Below are 19083 nucleotides of genomic sequence, written 5' to 3'. Positions count from 1 at the left end.
ATAATTATGAGAATAGACTTAAGAAATAATATAAGTCAAAGAATAAAAAAAGAAGCATATGTCGCCTGCCAAATTTTCTTCATATGCATTCGGAAAGGCAGATGCGTTAAAAAAGCTCGCTGAACAAGGTCACTTCAGCTAAATTTTTTTACTTTAAGAGTAATTTACATTAAATAGGTATAAAAAGTAGAAAATTAATACAAAATAAATCCATAATATTCCTAAAAGATAGGAGGGATACGCTATGTGGTTTTTTAAATATCTTTTTAGTAAGAAGTATAGAGAAAGATATTACAATAATTTAATTGCCAATATTACTAATACAGAATGTAGCTTGGAAGAGGATGATAAATTATACATAGAAATGAATATTCCTCATAAAGATATTGTTGTGAATAAAGAGCATACCAGCTAAATGATAAAGCCTTCTTGCAATAAGAAGGCTTTGTGTTTTAATATATATTATATCCAAAGATATGTGCATAAACCTTTTGTAAATACTGATTTAAAGTATTTATGATTTAGATGTTAGAAACGAAGTAATTAATTGTTTTTAAGGAGATAAAATGGATAAGAAAAGTTATAGAGAGCTGATAAAGCAGAAAAGAAGTGTTTTAGATAGGACAATAAAAAAAGAATTTGATAGCAATATAAGAAGTTTACTTTTACAGACAGAAGAGTACAAGGCTTGTGAAAATTTATTTATATATATATCTATTGGTGGGGAAGTAGATACTCATGAAATAATAAATAAATCACTGGCTTTAGGCAAAAAAGTATTTGTTCCTAAAGTGAATAGAAATACTAAAGATATGAATGCTATTCAAATAAATTCAATAAATGATCTAGTAGAAGTGCCTCCTTTTAATATATTAGAGCCAAAAGAGAATGCAAATGTGATCAAAGGGGACAGCATAGACTTAATAATAATGCCTGGATTAGCTTTTTCTAAGGGCGGAGATAGACTTGGATATGGTGGAGGATATTATGATAAATTTCTAAAACATAATACAAAATCCGCAAGGATAGCACTGGCATACGAATTTCAAATTTTTGATTCTATACCTGTTGAAGTCTATGATGAGAAAGTGTCACATATAATATCAGAAAGAGGCATACTTACAATTAAATAAAAGTATTTTTATTGTTAAAATTTCTTTATAAATATTTATGTGGTATAATATTAGAAATAATGTTAAAAATATACTTTTGTTTTAAGTATAAAAGTAATTTATTAATACAGGGGGCATTAATAATGAAATTCAGGGATTTTAAGTATGAAAGACCTAATTATGAAGAAGTTAAAGAGCTGTTTAACGCTCACATAGCTAGATTAAGAGCTTCAAGTAGTTCAGAGCAACAATATGAGTGGATAAAAAACGTAAATGAACTTAGAAATCATATTCAAACTATGAACACATTAACAAGTATAAGGCATACAATTGATACGCAAGATCAATATTATGATGATGAACAAAATTACTGGGATGAATACTCTCCATTATATGAGGAATTAAATTCAATATTTTATAAGGAAATAGTTAACTCTCAGTTTAGGAATAGCCTTGAAGAAAAGCTAGGTAAGCAATTTTTTACTTTAGCTGAGTTTTCTTTGAAAGCATTTTCTCCAGAAGTTATTGAGGATCTGCAACTAGAAAATAAGCTAGCATCAGAATATACTAAGCTGATTGCTTCTGCAAAAATTCAGTTTAAAGGAGAAGAGAAAAATCTTTCGGGATTAGTACCTTTTATACAGAGTAAAGATAGAGAAGTTAGAAAAGAAGCTTCTCAGGCTAAATATGATTATTTCGTACGACATGAGGCTGAAATAGATAGAATATATGATGATCTGGTAAAAGTAAGAACGAAAATAGCAAGAAAGTTAGGATTTAAGAACTTTGTAGAATTAGGATATGTAAGAATGATGAGGAGTGACTATAATCCACAAATGGTTTCTAATTTTAGAAAACAAGTTCAGGATTATATTGTTCCAGCAGCCTTGAAGCTTTATGATAGGCAAACTAAAAGGCTAGGGGTAGATGAGTTAAGTTATTATGATGAAAAATTCGAGTTTTTAAGTGGAAACGCAATACCAAAAGGTGATCCGGAGTGGATAGTAGCTAATGGTGTAAAAATGTATTCAGAATTATCCCCAGAAACTAAAGAGTTCTTCAATTTTATGGTGGATGGAGAGTTATTAGATTTAGTTACTAAGAAGGGGAAAGCAGGCGGTGGATATTGTACTTATATACCAGATTACAAGTCTCCGTTTATTTTTTCTAACTTCAATGGAACATCAGGAGATGTGGATGTATTGACACACGAAGCGGGGCATGCATTTCAAGTTTATTCCTCTAGATGGATAGAGATACCTGAGTGTAATTTCCCTACTTATGAAAGCTGTGAGATTCATTCAATGAGTATGGAATTTTTTACTTGGCCATGGATGAATTTATTCTTCAAAGAAGATACAGATAAATATAAGTTTATACATTTAGGAAGTGCTATAAAGTTTATACCTTATGGAGTTACTGTTGATGAATTCCAACACTTTGTTTATGAAAATCCTGATATAGCTCCAGAAGAGAGAAAGACAGCTTGGAGAGAAATAGAAAAAAAATATCTCCCACACAAAAATTATGATGGTTGTGATTTCTTAGAAAGAGGGGGATGGTGGTTCCAACAATCTCACATATTTACCTCTCCTTTCTATTATATAGATTATACTTTAGCTCAAATCTGCGCGCTTCAATTCTGGAAAAGAGCTAATGAAGATAGAGAAGACGCGTGGAAAGACTACGTAGAGCTTTGTAAAGTTGGAGGAACAAAATCATTCTTAGAACTAGTTAATTATGCAAACTTGAAATCTCCATTTGAGGACGATTGTGTAAGTTCAATAATAACTTCTATAGATCAGTGGCTGGACTCAGTAGACGATAAGAAACTCTAATATTCTAAAAGATATTAAATAAAAAAGAACTCCAGGAAGGAGTTCTTTTTTTTAATGTTCTCTAGTAGCATCTTCTTTAACTAATCTTTCGATGAATCCAACTAATTCTAGTGAACCTTCATCGCCAGCTTTTCTACTTCTAACAGATACTGAATTATTTTCTACTTCTTTTTCTCCAACTATAAGAATATAAGGCGTCTTATCAACAGAAGCTTCTCTTATCTTATAACCAATTTTTTCAGCTCTGTAATCACCCTCAACTCTTATACCTTTAAGTCTCAATGATTTAACAACAGATTCTGCATAATCATTATACTTATCTGATATAGGAAGTACTTTAGCTTGAACTGGAGCTAACCATGTTGGTAGAGCGCCTGCGTATTTTTCGATAAGCATTGCTAGAGTTCTTTCATAGCACCCAATTGAACTTCTATGGATTACATAAGGAAGTTTCTTTTCGCCGTTCTTATCTATATAAGTCATATTGAATCTTTCAGCTAAAGCAAAGTCAATTTGTACTGTTATTATAGTATCTTCTTTTCCATGAACATTTCTAGCTTGAATATCAAGTTTCGGTCCATAGAATGCTGCCTCACCTTCAGCTTCAACGTAATCAATTTCTAAATGATTAAGGATTTCTCTCATTAAGTCTTGAGTGTTTTCCCAAGCTTCAGGGTTGTTGATATACTTTTCCTTATCATTAGGATCCCATTTTGAGAATCTGTAGGAAATATCATCTTGAATCCCTAATGTAGACATAACGTATTTTATTAAATCTACTACATCCTTAAACTCTTGTTCAACTTGTTCAGGAGTACATACAATATGACCGTCTGCTAAAGTAAATTGTCTAACTCTTGTAAGTCCGTGCATTTCTCCTGAAGCTTCATTTCTAAATAGAGTAGAAGTTTCAGCATATCTAAGAGGAAGATCTCTATAGCTGTGTTGTTCTGAATTATATATTGAAAATTGGAATGGGCAAGTCATAGGTCTTAAACCAAACACTTCACTGTCATGTTCCTCATCACCTAAAACAAACATTCCGTCTTTATAATGTTGCCAGTGACCAGATATTTTATATAAATCACTCTTAGCCATAAAAGGAGTTTTTGTAAGAAGGTAACCTCTTCTTTCTTCCTCATCCTCTATCCATCTTTCAAGAACTTGAATAACTTTAGCACCCTTAGGCATTAATAGAGGAAGACCTTGACCTACATTTTCATCAGTAGTGAATAAATTTAACTCTCTACCTAATTTGTTATGATCTCTTTTTTTAGCTTCTTCTAATGCTGCTAAATGTTCGTCTAGTTCTGATTTTTTTGGGAAGGAAGTGCCGTATATTCTTGTAAGCATCTTATTTTTTTCGTTTCCTCTCCAATAAGCACCAGCACTTCTAAGAAGTTTAAAAGCCTTTATTGGCTTTAATGACATTAAGTGTGGGCCAGCACACAAGTCAGTAAAGTCACCTATCTTATAGAAAGATATAATCTCGTCTTCTGGAAGATCGTTAATTAATTCTACTTTATAAGATTCATTTTTTTCTTCCATAAGCTTTAAAGCCTCTTGTCTTGGAAGTTCAAATCTTTCAATTGCAGCATCTTCCTTTATGATTTTTTTCATTTCTTCCTCTAGTTTTACTAAATCAGCTGCTGAAAAAGAACTGTCTTTATCAAAGTCATAATAGAAACCACTAGTTATAGAAGGACCTATAGCTAATTTAGTTTCAGGGAACAGTCTTTTAACCGCATATGCTAATATATGAGATGTTGTATGTCTAAACGCATCCTTACCCTCTTGTGAATCAAAAGTACAAATGCTCAAGTTGCAGTCAGCATCAACCTTAAATCTTAGATCAACCACCTTGTCATTAACGATGCCACAACAAGCTACTCTTGCAAGACCTTCACTTATGCCTTTGGCAATTTCATAAACTGATAAACCAGCTTCAAATTCTTTAACTGATCCATCTTTAAGAGTTATTTTTACCATTTGTGAATCTCCCTTCATAATGAAATTTATATAATAGTCCTAAGTTTAAACTCATATTCCGTGGAATACAGATAGAAGTACGTTTAAATATAAATTAAACTTGAAAAGGACAGTATTGAAGACAAAATAAAAAACTCCCGTCCCTATACAAAGGGACGGGAGAATACTATTCCCGTGGTTCCACCCAAATTACTTGAAAAACAAGTCACTTTAGTAATCTTAACGCGATTTTCACGAACTTTATTAAAGTCACTCAGAGTTAGTTTTCAGCTAATTCCATATAAAAATACTCACAGCAAATGTATTTTCTCTCTGCAAATGTACCAAAGCTTACTCTTCTCTTCATAGAATTAAACTTAGCTATTTTTTATAAATTATAAGTTTATTTTATTTTAATGTCAAGTATTTAATAGATAGCCTATTTACATTATTTAAAAAGCACATTAAAAATACATTTAACTATAATATTAAATTAACCTGATAGATTTTCCTTGGAACTGGGTTATCTATAAATAAGTTCTATTTAAAAAACATACATAGTTTTCAATGTGTTTTTCTTTCTTAACTTAAAGAGATTAAGGGCGGTAGGAGACACTGAAAATTTAAATTATAATATCTGCATAATATAGTTCAATTATGTAAACTTTTTTGTAAATATCATAATTTAGAGTTGTGAAATATATAATAAAACAACATATTAAGAAATGTAAGAATGTTATTTATTTAAATCTCCATACTGCAGTTTGTGAGTTATATTCATTACAATAAGAGCTTTCGTAATTTAGAAATTCCAAGCCTAGTTCGTTTTCATAATTGCTTATAAAACTTGTGAGCCCAATATTGTTTGTACTATATGAAGGTGTATATGGGGAACCTGTGATTTTTTCTATAATTCCAATTGTGGTAATTTCTGAATAGTCATTGTATAGCTCGGTAAGTGCCCTTTTTACCTCTTCTAATAAGATTTCATCTAAGTTTTTCATAGGATAGTTCCTCCAAATATTATTTCTTATGAATTATATTAATAATAATCAGGTAATATAACTAATTATAAAAAAATGACAAGTTAAAAAATCATCGATGTCTTAATTTACTAAATAGCAATAGTATCACCATATATTTACAATGTATGATTAATATGGTAAAATGTTACTGTGAATTATGAGCGGCAATAACTCAACGGCAGAGTGTCACCTTCCCAAGGTGAAGGCTGCGGGTTCAAATCCCGTTTGCCGCTCCAAAAAAATAATATAGAAAACTATTGATTTTATTTCTAAATAGTGTATAATATTTTTTGTGAGCAATGCAGATGTGGCGGAATTGGCAGACGCACTAGACTTAGGATCTAGCGCCTACGGCGTGGGGGTTCGACTCCCTTCATCTGCACCACTTGCGGAAGTGACTCAATGGTAGAGTGTCACCTTGCCAAGGTGAAGGTCGCGGGTTCGAGTCCCGTCTTCCGCTCCAAATAAAAAAGCAGCTAGAAAGCTGCTTTTTTCGTTTTACAAAATAATATTGTTAGTGCTAATATTAAAATAGTCAAAATCATAAAAAGTTTTATGATTTTGACTATTTTAATATATTTTTATATTTATATACAAACAATAAGATAGTAGTGAATATAATATTAGTAATTAGAAAGTATTTTTTCTAATATAAAATCTTCTATCATTTCACTGGTGTATGATTTTTGCCCCATTATTTGAAAAATGATATCTTTGGATTTATAACCTTCTTTAAACAGTTTTATATTTCTTACTAGTTTTTTTAAAGAGTTATTGTTTATTTCCAATATCCTTAATAAATCGATAAAAGTATAATGTTCTTTAAATAAAATGGTTTGGAGTTTATCCTGTAATTCAACTTTATATTTTAAATTGACTGCATTATTTCTATGGGGACCATCTTTGCCACGATGGTGGCTGTGGCATAAATATTTGTAATTTAGCATTATATCAAGTCCGCCTTCACTCTTATAAACGATATGATGAATATCTGCTGATTTTCCACAGATCTCGCATCGGTACATATGATTCCTCCTGAATATTTTATAATTATAAAATATCATGAACTATTGATTCAATCAAGCATGTAAATGTTGAAAAGTTGGATTTCTATTACATAAATGGCACTAATAAATCTGAAGCAAAGGGTTTTTTATATTGCATTAAAAGGTAGTATGAAATATAATTAAATAGAAAAGGTTTACATATTTAGAGAGGAAGTGGTTAAATGATAGTAACTTATAACTCTATAGATTATTGGGATAAACTAGTAAGAAATAATAAAACTTTAAAATCTAGAATATTCGAAAACGAACCTATAACAGAAAAAACTGTATATATGCATTATGTAATTTTTACAAGAAAGTCTGGAATACAAAGTGTTTGGACTCCAATACCCAAGGCAAAAATGTTATTAGGATATATACAATATTGCTTGCTTCCAGAAGCATTTTATAAATGGATAGAAGGAAAATATAAAAATATAGCTGAGTTTTCTCAACTGAATGCTGAAAAAATTATATCTGAGGGATTAAAGGATGCGAAGTTAAGTCAATCAGAGGCAGCTATAATGAAAAAACAAATAGCGTTTATCAAATCATTATGGGATGTTCCGAGCGATAAAGTTATGAAAGAATTAAAAAAGTTTTCTAGAGAGTTCAATATGAGCTGGTTAGGAGACATAGATACATTTCTATATATGAAGGTATTTTCATCTGCATCTGAGTTAGGTCAATTTATTATAAATACTAACCTACAAACTGATAGTGAAGATGACTTTGAGAAAAAGATTGGAATGAGTGAAGAAAACTGGATAGAACTATGTAAGCAGGTTCATAAGAATCCAATTAGTGGTGAAAAACTAAAGTTAACTTTAACAAGAGATTTGACAGAGATTGTGTAAAATATAACTGTTGACATATTGTTAAAAATATATTAAAATATATTTTGTTTGAAATGCGTCTTTAGCTCAGCTGGATAGAGCAACGCCCTTCTAAGGCGTGGGCCAGGGGTTCGAATCCCTTAAGACGCACCATATTTTGGGATGTCGCCAAGCGGTAAGGCAATGGACTTTGACTCCATTATCCGTAGGTTCGAATCCTGCCATCCCAGCCAAAGCACGTTATACGTGCTATTTTTTTATTCTTTAAGATTTGAAATAATTTTTATCTAAACTTATATATGTATATATTTACAAATATTCAATGTAGTGATAAAATTATTAATGTTGACATTGGGGTGTCGCCAAGCGGTAAGGTAGCGGACTCTGACTCCGCCAGTCGTAGGTTCGAATCCTACCACCCCAGCCAATTTATTTGAAAAAATGTTGACAAGTAGTTTTAAATTGATTTATAATATTTGTAGAGTTTAATATGCGGGTATCGTATATCGGTAATACTCCAGCCTTCCAAGCTGAAAAGGTGGGTTCGACTCCCACTACCCGCTCCAAATAGGCACCATTAGCTCAGTTGGTAGAGCACCTGACTCTTAATCAGGGTGCCCCGGGTTCGAGTCCCTGATGGTGCACCAAAAATCGTAATCAAGTGATTATGATTTTTTTTGATTTAAAAAATATTTAAATAAAAAAATTGCTGAATAGATCTGCATAAGTGAGTTTTTTGCGCATCTGCCTTTACGAAAGTGGTAGATGTTTTTTGTTTTTTAAATTTGTTTATTTTAAGGTTCATTGAAGGTTTAATTATATGATTAATAATTAAAATAAATAATGGTTACGGATTCTTAAGAAGGTTAAAATAAATAAACTATGAATTTATTTATAAGTATTATTAGATTGCTTAGGTGCAAAATATAATTGAACCATTTCAATATTAAGTTCCACTGCTGAAGTTAAGTAATTTGGTTATTCAATGCTTTAATAAACTTCCGAAAAGTCACTTGATTTTAGCAGTATTCCAAAACATATCATTAAATTATTAGTACTATAAACTTTAGCACATTTATATGAAAGAGTTTTTAAGGAGGTAATAATTATGAATGATGGAAGAAAACAAGAAGTAGAAAATAGAATAAATCAAATAGTGGATACTGTTGAGAAGTATACAAGGACAGAAAGACATATAGAGCAAAATCAAGATATAATATCTTCTGAGCAAATGAAACATGCTGAAGAAATACAAAATGCAAGAAGAAGAGAAATAGACACCCTAAAGGACAAGATTGTATATGGTGATAATTATAAAGAAGATGAGCAGCAAAATATAATTGATAACATGACAAATGCTGCAGGATACATAAAGAATAATGGAGAAAATATGTCAACAAAAGACCTCAACAATATCAAGGATAAACAAGCTAATAGAAAAGATCAACTAGAAACATTTTAGTTTTGGTCTAATTTAAAGATGTACCACTTTGTAGTCAAGTTAATACGTACGGTTTTTAGGACTATACGTATTTAACTGATTAACTGCAAAGTGGTATTTTCACTTAAAAAAATATTACATAATATGGGATTTTGTATAAAAAGTATTCAAATAATTCATATGAACTCACAAATGAAATATTATTATGAACATGTATAATATAATTACAGTGCAAACGATTTCGTACAAAGATGCAATCGATTGCACAAAAGTATGAGGGGGATGAATATGAGAAAAAGGTATTACAAAGCTCTAAGTTTATTCGCTTGCCTCACATTATTTATTACTTTGTTTAGTAATATTTATGTGAAGCCTGTTATGGCAGAAGATGAAGTTACAGTACAAGCTGATGCCATGGCAAACATTGTGGGAGATTTCTTTACGGAGAAATCAGATCAGTGGAATCCATCTAATTTGAAGGGTCTTATGAAAGAATATAAAAATGGAATATACGAAATCTCATTAGACCTAAAAGCAGGAAATTATGAATATAAAGTTGCCATGAACAAATCTTTTGATGAGAATTATGGCAAAGACGGAATTAAGAGTGGCGACAATATAAAACTAAAATTAGACATTGATGCAAAGGTATATTTTAGATTCGATTATAAACAAAAGAAAGTATATGATTCTATAAATAATGCAGATCAATTTAAAACAAAAGCCATACTAACTGGTAACATAGACAATCTATTAAATGATGGTAAGTCTTGGAATCCTGGAGATGATAATTTTAAGCTTGATTATATTGGTGGGGGAATCTATAGTAAAACTTTTGAAATAAAAGATTCTGCTAAAGCAAACGATTACGAACTTCAATATAAAGTGGCTTTTAACGGTGCATGGAGTAATGGAGAGGTTGGAAATAACGGAGATAATGTAAAGGTAATTATCCCAAAAGGAACTAATAAAATAACTATTTTTGCAGATTATTTACAAGGTTATGCAAGTAATGATATAGCTGTTCCCGAATATTTAAAAATTCCATCAGTGATTGGAACTATAAGACAGAGTGGTCAATCTGTTGATTGGAAGACAGATGAAAAGGGGTGGGAGTTAACACCATTAAGTAGTGCAGGATTGTTTATATACTCAGGATATTTTGCGAGTGGTGGTAATTTTGAGTATAAGATACTTAATAACTATTCTTGGGATGATGGTGGAGTTCCAGCAGGACCAAATGTAAAAATAACAATACCAAGTGGTGGAAAACAGGTGGTGTTTGTTGCTGATGAAAAAAATAAGCTTGTTTATGATTCCATAAATGACTATACAAAAATAGCTGAGCTATTAGGGCTTAAAAGTGTTCCTAAGCCACCAGTAGAGCTAAGTGGACCAGTTGTAAATGATAATGGTACTGTGAAGTTTTTATATAAAGATTTAAATGCCAAGGAAGTTTATTTGGCTGGAGATATAACAAATTGGCAAAATAATAAAATCAAGATGGTTAAAGATGCTGATGGAATATGGTCAACTTCAGTTAGAGTTGGTGATGCTGCAAAGGAAATCCAATATAAATTTATAGTTGATGGCAATTGGATAACGGACCCATCAGTACAAGATCAAAAGGATGGTAACTCTATATATAAGTTTGCAGGTTTTTCAGGTAGAAAAGTAGTTATAGCAGGTACTATTCAAACAGTTGCAGGAGAATCAGCATGGACTGCTGGTTCAGATAAAACTGCAATGGAATATGCAGGAAATGGAAAGTATAAGCTTACTTTAAAAGATGTTCCATCTGGAAGTTATGAATATAAGATAGCGATGGGAAGCTGGACTGAAAATTATGGACAGAAGGCTGTAAAAGATGGATCTAACATTCCACTTGTTGTTTCAAAGGTTGGAGATGTAACATTCTATTATAACGATGATAGCCACTTTGTGGTTGATTCAACCAGCTATATAATGGTAGATGCCTTTATAAATGGTCCTGAACTTTCTGAAAAGGTTAAGCTTGAGGATAATGACTATAAGGGAATTTATTCAGCTGAACTAAATTTGAAAAAAGGAATCCATGATAAATTAGTAATAGAATGTGGTGATAAAACTTATAAGGTTAATCCTATAGAACTCTCAGAAGATAAGCTAGTATCAATAAACTTTGATCCAGTAACTGAGACGATTTTTAATGATGCTGCTACAGTGAAAATTAATGAAAATGAAGTTTCCTTTGACTCTAGAAGTTCAGATTATAAATTACCATTTGGTGCAGCAAAAGAAGGGGAAGAATTAACTTTTAATTTAAAAGCTGCTAAAAATGATTTAACAGAGGCTAAGGTAATTGTAAAAGGTCCAGAAGGAATAAATAAATATGAGATGAGCAAAAACGGTATCTTTGATGATAGCCATGATAAATGGACTGCTAAGTTTACCCTTAATACTATAGGTCAATATAGCTATTATTTTGTTATATCCAATGGATCAGATGTAAAAACCTATAGTGACGATGATGGATATTTTGGAACAGGTAAGGCTGGAGATTTATCATCCATATTGGAGTATGGTTTAAATATTTATAAGAAAGATTTTAAGACTCCAGATTGGATGAAAAATGGTGTTGTATATCAGATATTCCCTGATAGATTTTTTGATGGAGATACTGATAATGATTTCTTGCAAAAGCTTTCAAGAGGAATGACTCCATATGAATTTTACACAAACTGGTATAGTATAACTGAAGATCCTGAACTTGAATATTTAAAAGATAAAGATGGAAATGTGATAAAAGATGAAAATGGAAATCCAAAGATAAACCCTGATTATAAGGGAACAGTAGGTGATGGTAACTGGAGTAATGAGATGTACGGGGGAGACCTTAAAGGTGTAGAAAAGAAACTTGATTATCTTAAGGCTCTTGGGGTTAATATACTTTATTTTAACCCTGTTGGACAATCTATTTCCAGTCATAGATATGACACTACTGACTACTCAAAGGTAGATCCATTGCTAGGAAACATGCAAGACTTTGCGAACCTTACAAAAGCAGCTAGTGAAAGAGGTATGCACATAATATTAGACGGAGTATTCAACCATGTATCTGATGATTCAGTATACTTTGATAGGTATGATAAATATATGGCTAAGAATAAACCAATAGGAGCATATCAATATTGGTCCAGAGTCTATGACCTAATGAATTTACAAAATCTAAGTCAGCAAGATGCTGAGAAACAGGTGACTGCTGATTTGGCCTCAAAGGGAATAACAGATTTACACTACAAAGATTGGTTCAAAGTTGAGAATGAAAAGGTAGATTCTGGTCTTCCAACTGAACATTATAGCTATGAAGGCTGGTGGGGATATGATTCAATGCCAGTTATACAAGCTTTAAACGGATCAGAATATCAGGTGAAGTCTTGGGCAAATGAAATAATTGATGGACAAGATGCTATATCTAGATTATGGCTAAGACAAGGTTCAAATGGTTGGAGGCTAGATGTTGCAAATGAAGTTTCAGATGAAACCTGGAGAAACTTCAGAGGTGCAGTAAAGTCTGAAGGAGACAATGTCATAATAGGAGAAATTTGGACTGATGCATCAAGATATATTCTTGGTGATATGTATGATTCTGTAATGAACTATAGATTTAGAGGTGCAGTCCTTGATTTTGCAAAAGGAACTAAAGATGATAATAAAACAGTAACTTCAGCAACAGATTCGGTAAAAGAATTAGAAAAGATGAGAGAACAATATCCAAAGGAAGCTTTCGAAGCAATGCTTAATTTAGTTGATTCTCATGATACTCAAAGAGTGTTATCTGCATTAGATGGTTGGCAAAAAAGTCAAAGAGGAATTGCAGGAGAGGCATCTGAATTAGCTAAACAGAAGTTGAGATTAGTACCTTTCTTACAAATGACTTATCCAGGAGCACCATGTATCTATTATGGTGATGAAGCAGGAATTGTTGGCGCTGATGATCCAGACAATAGAAGAGGCATGATCTGGGGAAAAGGGGATAAGGATATTGTAGAATGGTACGCTACTTTAGCTAATATTAGAAATGCTTATAGTGTTCTTAGAACTGGAGATATAAGTTCTATTGATGTAGATAAAGATAGTTTAAATGATGTAATAGCATTTACTAGAATTAACGAGGAAAATAAAGCACTAGTGGTTGCTAATAGAAAGACAACAACAGTAGAAATGACTTTAGAAGCTAAAGGAATAAGCAATGGAACTAAGCTAACTAATATACTCAACAAAAATGAAAGTTACGTAGTAGAGAATGGAAAAATTACAGTTAAAGTTCCAGCAGTTGGTGGAGTAATACTTGTAGATAAAGTTAAGGATATAACAATAAATACAGATGCATTAAAAGCTGCCTATGACCCAAGCTTTATAGTAAAGGAGACCAAGGCTCCTATAAAGGATAAAGATGTTATAGCAGAAGTAGGTAAAGCGTCTAATGCTGGTAAAGAAGTGGTTGTTTCAAGCCAGATTGAAGAAGTAGCTAGAGCTATATTCAATGAGGCTACAAGGAATAATGTAAAGCCAGTAATACAAAGAGGGGACACCACAATAACTATTGAAGACTCAAGTAAGCTTTACGATATTCTTACTAATTTTGGACTTACAGGTTTGATGTTTAGAACTTACGATACTTTAGAAAATCAAGAAGCTTTAAAGAGTATAAAGAAGGATTATTCTCCAAAATTAGCTTTTGAATTAAGAATGGAAAATAATCTTCCGGAAGGTAAGTTTGGTACTAATGTAACTGTAAAGCAAAAGATAGATAGTGAGTATAATGATAAAGATTTATATGTTTATTATATTGATAAGACTGGTTCATTAAATCTTATTAGTAAGAGTACTGTTAAAGATGGATATATTTCTTTTGTGACCACACATTGTAGCGACTATCTAATTACTGACAAAAAGCTTGAAAGTAGCAATAATGGCGGAAACACAGGAAACAACAATAATGGAAGTGGTAATGGAAATAGTAACAACAATAACAATGGAAATAGTAACAGTGGTAATACTGGAAATAATAGTTCATCAAATAACGGACAGAATAATAGTGGTTCAGCAAGCAATGGTGTAACTTCTAACACAGGAAATAATAGTAGTGCTGCTAATGGCAATGGAGTGAGTCAAATAGCTAAACTTGGAGGCATATCAACTACAAGCTTATTATTATTTGCAACAGTATTTATTGTAGCAGGAGTATTATTAGTAACAAAAAGAAAAAAAGCCGTTGAATAAGTAGCTTGCATGAGTTAAAATTACATTATAATGAAGTAGAGGGGGCATGTCATAAAGGCAGGCCCTCTTCACGTTATATTGATAGAAAGTAAAGTTAAGATTGCCGGTATGATAAATTTATATCTTATAAATCCTTAAAATATTGATTTATTGTTAAAGAATCTAGAGCATTAATTTTAAAAGTAATCATTTTAGATATTTATTACGACTTTTGGAGGTATTTATGTTCAACAACAAGATAAGTAGACTTAAATTAATATCTTTAATAATGATCATGCAGGTAATTGTAATAGTTATATGTTATTATTGTCTAAGCATTAGAGAAAGCTTTAAATACAGCATAGTATTATTTTGTAGTATATTAGTAGTAGTAACAATTATATTATTTATAGCTTATAATTTAAAAAGTTATGAAATAAAGAAGCTTGAAAATATAATAAATGAGCATGAAGACACAATAAATAGATTGATAGTTTATAAAAAAAGCGAAGAAGAGCAGTTTGAGCTATTATCAGATGTATCTCATGAGTTAAGAACACCACTTACATCTATTATAGGATTTGCAAAAATAATAAATAGAAGGCTTAATAAGATGATAATTCCGTTTATAACAAATGAAAATAATAATGAACAGAGTGATAAAACCGAAATTAGTAAAGCAATTTTAGGTATAAATAAGATAAGCGAGAATATAGAAATTATAATATCAGAAAGTGAGAGATTGACTTCACTTATAAATAATTTACTGGATTTCTCAAAGCTTAGATCAGATAAAATCGATTGGAAAGTAGAGCAGACAGATTTGAGAGAGATAATAAGTAAAGGTATACTTATATCTTATTCTCTTTTAGACAATAAGAATTTAGAGCTAAATGATGAAATCGATGAAAATATTCCGCTAGTATATGTGGATAAAAACAAAATTTTACAAGTTATAATTAATCTGCTATCTAACGCAATTAAGTTTACTGAAACAGGTAAGATAATTTGTAGAGCACAAATGTATAATGAAAATGAAGTTCTTATAAGTGTTGAAGATACTGGAGCAGGTATACCAGAGCGGTATTATACAAAGATTTTTAGAAGATTTGAGCAGATTCCAAACGATTCTCAAAAATCTCAGGGGTCAGGTCTTGGACTAGTCATATGTAAGGCTATTGTTGAAAAGCATGGAGGGAGTATTTGGCTTGAGAGTGTGGTAAATAAAGGGAGCATTTTTTATTTTACTATACCTGTAAATCAGACAGAAGGTGAATAATATGAAAAAGTTAATGATAGTAGATGATGATAATAATATAAGGCTATTAATAAAACAGACGCTTGAAGAATTAGAGGGTATTGAGATTAGTGAAGCCAATAATGCTGAGGATGCTCTATATATGGTACAGCAGATTAAACCAGATTTAATTTTCTTAGATGTTACTTTACCTAATATGAATGGGTATCAATTTGTTGAGAAAATAAAGCAATCCCCAGAGCTTGAGAGTATTAAGATATTTATGATAACGGCAAAAGCGCAAGAAAAGGAGATAAATAGAGGCATAGGACTGGGAGCAAATTTGTACATAACAAAACCTTTTGATCCAGAGTATTTGCTTATAAACACCTGTGAATATTTAAATATAAATATTGAATAAGGATAAATCACCTAACTAGCAGTCTTGTAAAACAAGATGTTAGTTAGGTGATTTACTATTTAAATCAATCTATTAAACATATCGCTTGTGCAGATATACCTTGCCCATTACCTGTGAAACCTAAACCTTCTTCAGTAGTTGCCTTTACATTAATTTGATCTATAGAAATACCTAAAGTAGAAGAAATATTTACTCTCATTTCATAGATAAAAGGAGCAAGTTTAGGTCTTTGAGCAATAACAGTGGAGTCTATATTAACTATCTTATAGTTATGGTCTAATAGCAATTTGTTTACTTCCGAAAGCAATTTTATACTAGACGCTCCTTTAAACTTATCATCGGTATCAGGAAAGTGCTTTCCGATATCCCCTAATGAAGCTGCTCCTAGTAGTGCATCCATAATAGCATGAAGCAGTACATCAGCATCTGAGTGTCCTAATAGACCAAGATGAAATGGAATGTTTACCCCACCCATTATAAGGTCTCTTCCTTCTACAAGCTTATGAACATCGTATCCCATGCCTATTCTCATGTTTATCACCTCAAAATCATATTTAAATAGTATTCTACCATAAAAACATTCTTAAGGTAATAGACAGCTTTCAGACTTTTATAAGTAGCACTTGAAGAATATTAATTAGCAATTAAAATTGTTTGAGTTAGTTTTAAGCATAAGTGTATTATAGTGTGAAGTATAATATATTAACTTATATAGCATGTGAAGCCGTAAAAACAATAACATTATGAACAAGTGCCTTATAAACGTTTACAAAGAGCTTGTTATAAAATAGTATTAGCTTTATATACAGTATCTAGATATTTTCTTGAGTTTGACTTACCAGAAAAAATCCTCTTAAATCCTACGGCTAATTTTCTAAACAATGATGTTTTGCACTCTTCTGAGGTAATTACTTTCTTTCTCTGGGCAAAATCAACATATACTACATTATTTTTCATGGTATCACCTCACTACATATTTTATAATATTATTATAACATAAAATTGTATGAATATTAAGAAAAAATCTTTTAACAACGAAGTCATTTTCTTTTATAGACTTTTTATATAGTTAAAATTAAGAACAAGTCTATGTTATAATATAGTATATGATTAATTTTTAAAAATGAGTAGGGGGAAGTGTATGAAAAAGAAAATTATTAATATAGTTGCAGTTATATTAATAGTATCAGGAATAGCAATGATAGGTGCTACTATTTTTATGAAATATACTGCCCATAAAAGGCAAGCTGAACTTAGAGCCTCTTTTGAAAAAATGAAGGATAGCAAAAGTGATTTAGGAGCAGATGAGGATAAAGGTACAGTTAAAGATTCTAGTAGTGATAGTAAAAATAATCAATCTAATGTTAAACCAATAGCATTGCTTATAATACCTAAAATTGATATAAATGTTGCAGTTGGAGAAGGAACAGATGATGATTTGCTCAGATATGCAGTTGGGCATTTTAAAAATACTGCATTACCAGGAGAAAAAGGAAACCTGTGTTTAGCTGGTCACAGAAATTTTACCTATGCAGAATATTTTAAAGACTTAAATAAGCTTGAAAAAAATGATGAAATAATAGTAAAGACTAAGGATAAAGAATTTACGTATTTAGTAACAACAAGTTTTATTGTAAATCCAGATGAGGTTGATGTGTTAAGTCCTACGAAGGATGAAACAATAACATTGGTTACTTGCACTATTGGAGCTAAACAAAGACTTATTGTGAAAGGAAGCTTAAAGAAATAAGTTTTACTTTAAGTTTATAGGAAGTATTAAAGATGGATGGATTTAGTAAAGACAAGTATATATTTTCGTCAAGACCTAAAATAAAGGTAGTTAAAGATATTAATTTCTCTTACGGCAAACAAGTTTCATTATTTATTAAAGAATTAAGATTATATGGTATTACAAATAAAAGTCTTATAAATAGAACCCCTAAGTATGAGACGAGAAATTATTTACTGAATATAGCCTTATTTGTAGTAGAAAATAATGCGATTTTTGAAGAGGTTGTTTCTAAAAGAGACATACAGATTTCTAAGCTTTCCAGAGTTACAGGTGCTTCTAGGAGTATTATTGAAAATTGGAGAGATTACTTAATTTCATATATTGTATTATTCTCGAATCCAAATTATATTAATATTAGAGAATATCTTAATATCCAAGAGAGAAATGTTGATGAAAGTGGTATATCAACTAATGTAAAACTAAATTCAAATGATATGGAGTATACAGGGATTTCTATAAAAAATGAAAAAAATTATTCAGATATACTCACTAGTATAGGAGAATTTATTAGAATAAAGAATAATGATTCAGATAAAAAAGTAGGACAAGAGCTGAAGGGGAAAGAAAGAAAAACTTTTAAACATTATAGCAAGATAGTAGCTTTTTTAGCTGTTATTATTATAGTTGCAAGTTCGGTAGCTATTTATTTATATAATGAAAATTATACAACTTTAGTTATTAATTCAAATGCTAAAATTGTATTTGAAATAAATAGATTTGGTAGGATAAATGAAGCTTACTCTCAAAACGCCAATAATCAAAACATGATTGATGACCTAAGGTTACTACATGATAATGTTGATGATGGAATTACTAAGCTTTTTAAATATCTAAATGAACAGAAAAAGTTATCAGATAAAGATATAGTATTAGTTATTTCTGGGCATAAATTAAATGAGGATGCTTTGCAAATGCTAGAACAATATATACGAGATAATAATGAGCAAAAGGATAATAAGAAAATTAAAATAACTATAAATAATATGGGCAATGAAAAAAAGATAGATTACTAATTGTTATAATATAATTTTAAATCTAGGTGCTGTTAAAGCACCGTGTTGAAATTAAGTGGTTATACATCCGATGCTTTAATGAGCTTACGCAAAGAATTAATATGATTTTC

Annotated in this window: 15 protein-coding genes, 8 tRNA genes and 1 other annotated feature; of the genes, 18 read left to right on the top strand and 5 right to left on the bottom strand. The window is 30.9% G+C overall.

The genetic code is table 11. The features are described 5' to 3' along the window. The first annotated feature begins 244 nt into the window (after window positions 1-244). The 3 genes from J3477_RS16100 (at window position 245) to J3477_RS16090 (ending at window position 2950) form a co-directional block, all read left to right on the top strand. Complete coding sequence (locus J3477_RS16100) at window positions 245-415, top strand: hypothetical protein (RefSeq protein ID WP_206870982.1); 171 nt, start codon at window positions 245-247, stop codon at window positions 413-415. Between the two features lie 151 nt (window positions 416-566). Then, on the top strand, window positions 567-1133 hold the full coding sequence (locus tag J3477_RS16095) for a 5-formyltetrahydrofolate cyclo-ligase (RefSeq protein WP_206870981.1): 567 nt from the start codon (window positions 567-569) through the stop codon (window positions 1131-1133). Window positions 1134-1255: 122 nt separating this feature from the next. Continuing rightward, window positions 1256-2950 carry a M3 family oligoendopeptidase gene (locus J3477_RS16090; RefSeq protein WP_206870980.1) on the top strand — a complete coding sequence of 565 codons (1695 nt, stop codon included), beginning with the start codon at window positions 1256-1258 and terminating at the stop codon, window positions 2948-2950. A 51-nt stretch (window positions 2951-3001) separates the two neighbouring features. On the opposite strand, the gene thrS is transcribed toward J3477_RS16090, so the two are convergent. After that, the gene (gene thrS, locus J3477_RS16085) at window positions 3002-4939 is read right to left on the bottom strand and encodes a threonine--tRNA ligase (protein ID WP_206870979.1); all 1938 of its coding nucleotides are present in this window, start codon (window positions 4937-4939) and stop codon (window positions 3002-3004) included. Between the two features lie 148 nt (window positions 4940-5087). After that, window positions 5088-5294 (bottom strand) — a binding site (T-box leader). 364 nt (window positions 5295-5658) lie between these two features. Next, a complete protein-coding gene (locus J3477_RS16080; RefSeq protein WP_183279077.1) occupies window positions 5659-5922 on the bottom strand; it encodes a hypothetical protein in 264 nt (87 codons plus the stop codon). Between the two features lie 182 nt (window positions 5923-6104). Between J3477_RS16080 and J3477_RS16075 the strand changes: the two genes are divergently transcribed. The 3 genes from J3477_RS16075 to J3477_RS16065 all read left to right on the top strand — a co-directional run bounded on the left by J3477_RS16075 (window position 6105) and on the right by J3477_RS16065 (window position 6406). Then, window positions 6105-6179: transfer RNA gene (locus J3477_RS16075), tRNA-Gly, on the top strand. A 65-nt stretch (window positions 6180-6244) separates the two neighbouring features. Next, window positions 6245-6328 (top strand) — tRNA-Leu (locus tag J3477_RS16070). A 3-nt stretch (window positions 6329-6331) separates the two neighbouring features. Then, a tRNA-Gly gene (locus tag J3477_RS16065) sits at window positions 6332-6406 on the top strand. A 160-nt stretch (window positions 6407-6566) separates the two neighbouring features. Here J3477_RS16065 and J3477_RS16060 read toward each other — a convergent pair. Further along, window positions 6567-6968: an HNH endonuclease gene (locus J3477_RS16060; protein ID WP_206870978.1), complete on the bottom strand. Its 402-nt coding sequence runs from the start codon at window positions 6966-6968 to the stop codon at window positions 6567-6569. 203 nt (window positions 6969-7171) lie between these two features. Here J3477_RS16060 and J3477_RS16055 point away from each other — a divergent pair, with 203 nt between their 5' ends. From J3477_RS16055 to J3477_RS16010, 10 genes are all read left to right on the top strand, one after another. After that, window positions 7172-7846 (top strand): hypothetical protein, encoded by a 675-nt coding sequence (locus J3477_RS16055; protein WP_206870977.1) that lies wholly within the window; start codon window positions 7172-7174, stop codon window positions 7844-7846. 55 nt (window positions 7847-7901) lie between these two features. After that, window positions 7902-7978, top strand: a tRNA-Arg gene (locus J3477_RS16050). 5 nt (window positions 7979-7983) lie between these two features. Then, window positions 7984-8058: transfer RNA gene (locus J3477_RS16045), tRNA-Gln, on the top strand. A gap of 119 nt (window positions 8059-8177) precedes the next feature. Then, a tRNA-Gln gene (locus J3477_RS16040) sits at window positions 8178-8252 on the top strand. A 65-nt stretch (window positions 8253-8317) separates the two neighbouring features. Beyond that, a tRNA-Gly gene (locus J3477_RS16035) sits at window positions 8318-8391 on the top strand. A 5-nt stretch (window positions 8392-8396) separates the two neighbouring features. Beyond that, window positions 8397-8472: transfer RNA gene (locus J3477_RS16030), tRNA-Lys, on the top strand. Between the two features lie 461 nt (window positions 8473-8933). Further along, window positions 8934-9287: a hypothetical protein gene (locus J3477_RS16025; protein WP_206870976.1), complete on the top strand. Its 354-nt coding sequence runs from the start codon at window positions 8934-8936 to the stop codon at window positions 9285-9287. A gap of 267 nt (window positions 9288-9554) precedes the next feature. Continuing rightward, entirely contained in the window at window positions 9555-14531 is a 4977-nt protein-coding gene (locus J3477_RS16020; RefSeq protein WP_206870975.1) for an alpha-amylase family glycosyl hydrolase, read from the top strand. 223 nt (window positions 14532-14754) lie between these two features. Then, complete coding sequence (locus J3477_RS16015; protein ID WP_206870974.1) at window positions 14755-15789, top strand: sensor histidine kinase; 1035 nt, start codon at window positions 14755-14757, stop codon at window positions 15787-15789. Between the two features lies 1 nt (window position 15790). Then, window positions 15791-16168, top strand: a complete 378-nt coding sequence (locus tag J3477_RS16010) for a response regulator (RefSeq protein ID WP_206870973.1) — start codon at window positions 15791-15793, stop codon at window positions 16166-16168. 64 nt (window positions 16169-16232) lie between these two features. On the opposite strand, the gene ispF is transcribed toward J3477_RS16010, so the two are convergent. Continuing rightward, a complete protein-coding gene (ispF, locus tag J3477_RS16005; RefSeq protein WP_206870972.1) occupies window positions 16233-16700 on the bottom strand; it encodes a 2-C-methyl-D-erythritol 2,4-cyclodiphosphate synthase in 468 nt (155 codons plus the stop codon). 248 nt (window positions 16701-16948) lie between these two features. Continuing rightward, window positions 16949-17125, bottom strand: coding sequence for a hypothetical protein (locus J3477_RS16000; RefSeq protein ID WP_206870971.1), 177 nt, complete (start codon window positions 17123-17125; stop codon window positions 16949-16951). Window positions 17126-17309: 184 nt separating this feature from the next. On the opposite strand from J3477_RS16000, the gene J3477_RS15995 reads away from it, so the two are divergent. Both J3477_RS15995 and J3477_RS15990 read left to right on the top strand, forming a co-directional pair. Beyond that, window positions 17310-17918 carry a class D sortase gene (locus J3477_RS15995; protein ID WP_206870970.1) on the top strand — a complete coding sequence of 203 codons (609 nt, stop codon included), beginning with the start codon at window positions 17310-17312 and terminating at the stop codon, window positions 17916-17918. A gap of 32 nt (window positions 17919-17950) precedes the next feature. After that, on the top strand, window positions 17951-18973 hold the full coding sequence (locus tag J3477_RS15990; protein WP_206870969.1) for an anti-sigma factor domain-containing protein: 1023 nt from the start codon (window positions 17951-17953) through the stop codon (window positions 18971-18973). Window positions 18974-19083: the final 110 nt, after the last annotated feature.

This window comes from Clostridium zeae (assembly GCF_017312485.1).
GTDB lineage: Bacteria > Bacillota > Clostridia > Clostridiales > Clostridiaceae > Clostridium_AR > Clostridium_AR zeae.
The sequence above is the reverse complement of the archived record's forward strand: the minus strand, read 5'-3'. Positions and strand labels throughout refer to the sequence as shown.

Bases quoted from the DNA above. Each gene is read 5' to 3' on its own strand.
- J3477_RS16100 (WP_206870982.1), top strand. From the start codon at position 245: ATGTGGTTTTTTAAATATCTTTTTAGTAAGAAGTATAGAGAAAGATAT.
- J3477_RS16095 (WP_206870981.1), top strand. From the start codon at position 567: ATGGATAAGAAAAGTTATAGAGAGCTGATAAAGCAGAAAAGAAGTGTT.
- J3477_RS16090 (WP_206870980.1), top strand. From the start codon at position 1,256: ATGAAATTCAGGGATTTTAAGTATGAAAGACCTAATTATGAAGAAGTT.
- thrS (WP_206870979.1), bottom strand. From the start codon at position 4,939: ATGGTAAAAATAACTCTTAAAGATGGATCAGTTAAAGAATTTGAAGCT.
- J3477_RS16080 (WP_183279077.1), bottom strand. From the start codon at position 5,922: ATGAAAAACTTAGATGAAATCTTATTAGAAGAGGTAAAAAGGGCACTT.
- J3477_RS16060 (WP_206870978.1), bottom strand. From the start codon at position 6,968: ATGTACCGATGCGAGATCTGTGGAAAATCAGCAGATATTCATCATATC.
- J3477_RS16055 (WP_206870977.1), top strand. From the start codon at position 7,172: ATGATAGTAACTTATAACTCTATAGATTATTGGGATAAACTAGTAAGA.
- J3477_RS16025 (WP_206870976.1), top strand. From the start codon at position 8,934: ATGAATGATGGAAGAAAACAAGAAGTAGAAAATAGAATAAATCAAATA.
- J3477_RS16020 (WP_206870975.1), top strand. From the start codon at position 9,555: ATGAGAAAAAGGTATTACAAAGCTCTAAGTTTATTCGCTTGCCTCACA.
- J3477_RS16015 (WP_206870974.1), top strand. From the start codon at position 14,755: ATGTTCAACAACAAGATAAGTAGACTTAAATTAATATCTTTAATAATG.
- J3477_RS16010 (WP_206870973.1), top strand. From the start codon at position 15,791: ATGAAAAAGTTAATGATAGTAGATGATGATAATAATATAAGGCTATTA.
- ispF (WP_206870972.1), bottom strand. From the start codon at position 16,700: ATGAGAATAGGCATGGGATACGATGTTCATAAGCTTGTAGAAGGAAGA.
- J3477_RS16000 (WP_206870971.1), bottom strand. From the start codon at position 17,125: ATGAAAAATAATGTAGTATATGTTGATTTTGCCCAGAGAAAGAAAGTA.
- J3477_RS15995 (WP_206870970.1), top strand. From the start codon at position 17,310: ATGAAAAAGAAAATTATTAATATAGTTGCAGTTATATTAATAGTATCA.
- J3477_RS15990 (WP_206870969.1), top strand. From the start codon at position 17,951: ATGGATGGATTTAGTAAAGACAAGTATATATTTTCGTCAAGACCTAAA.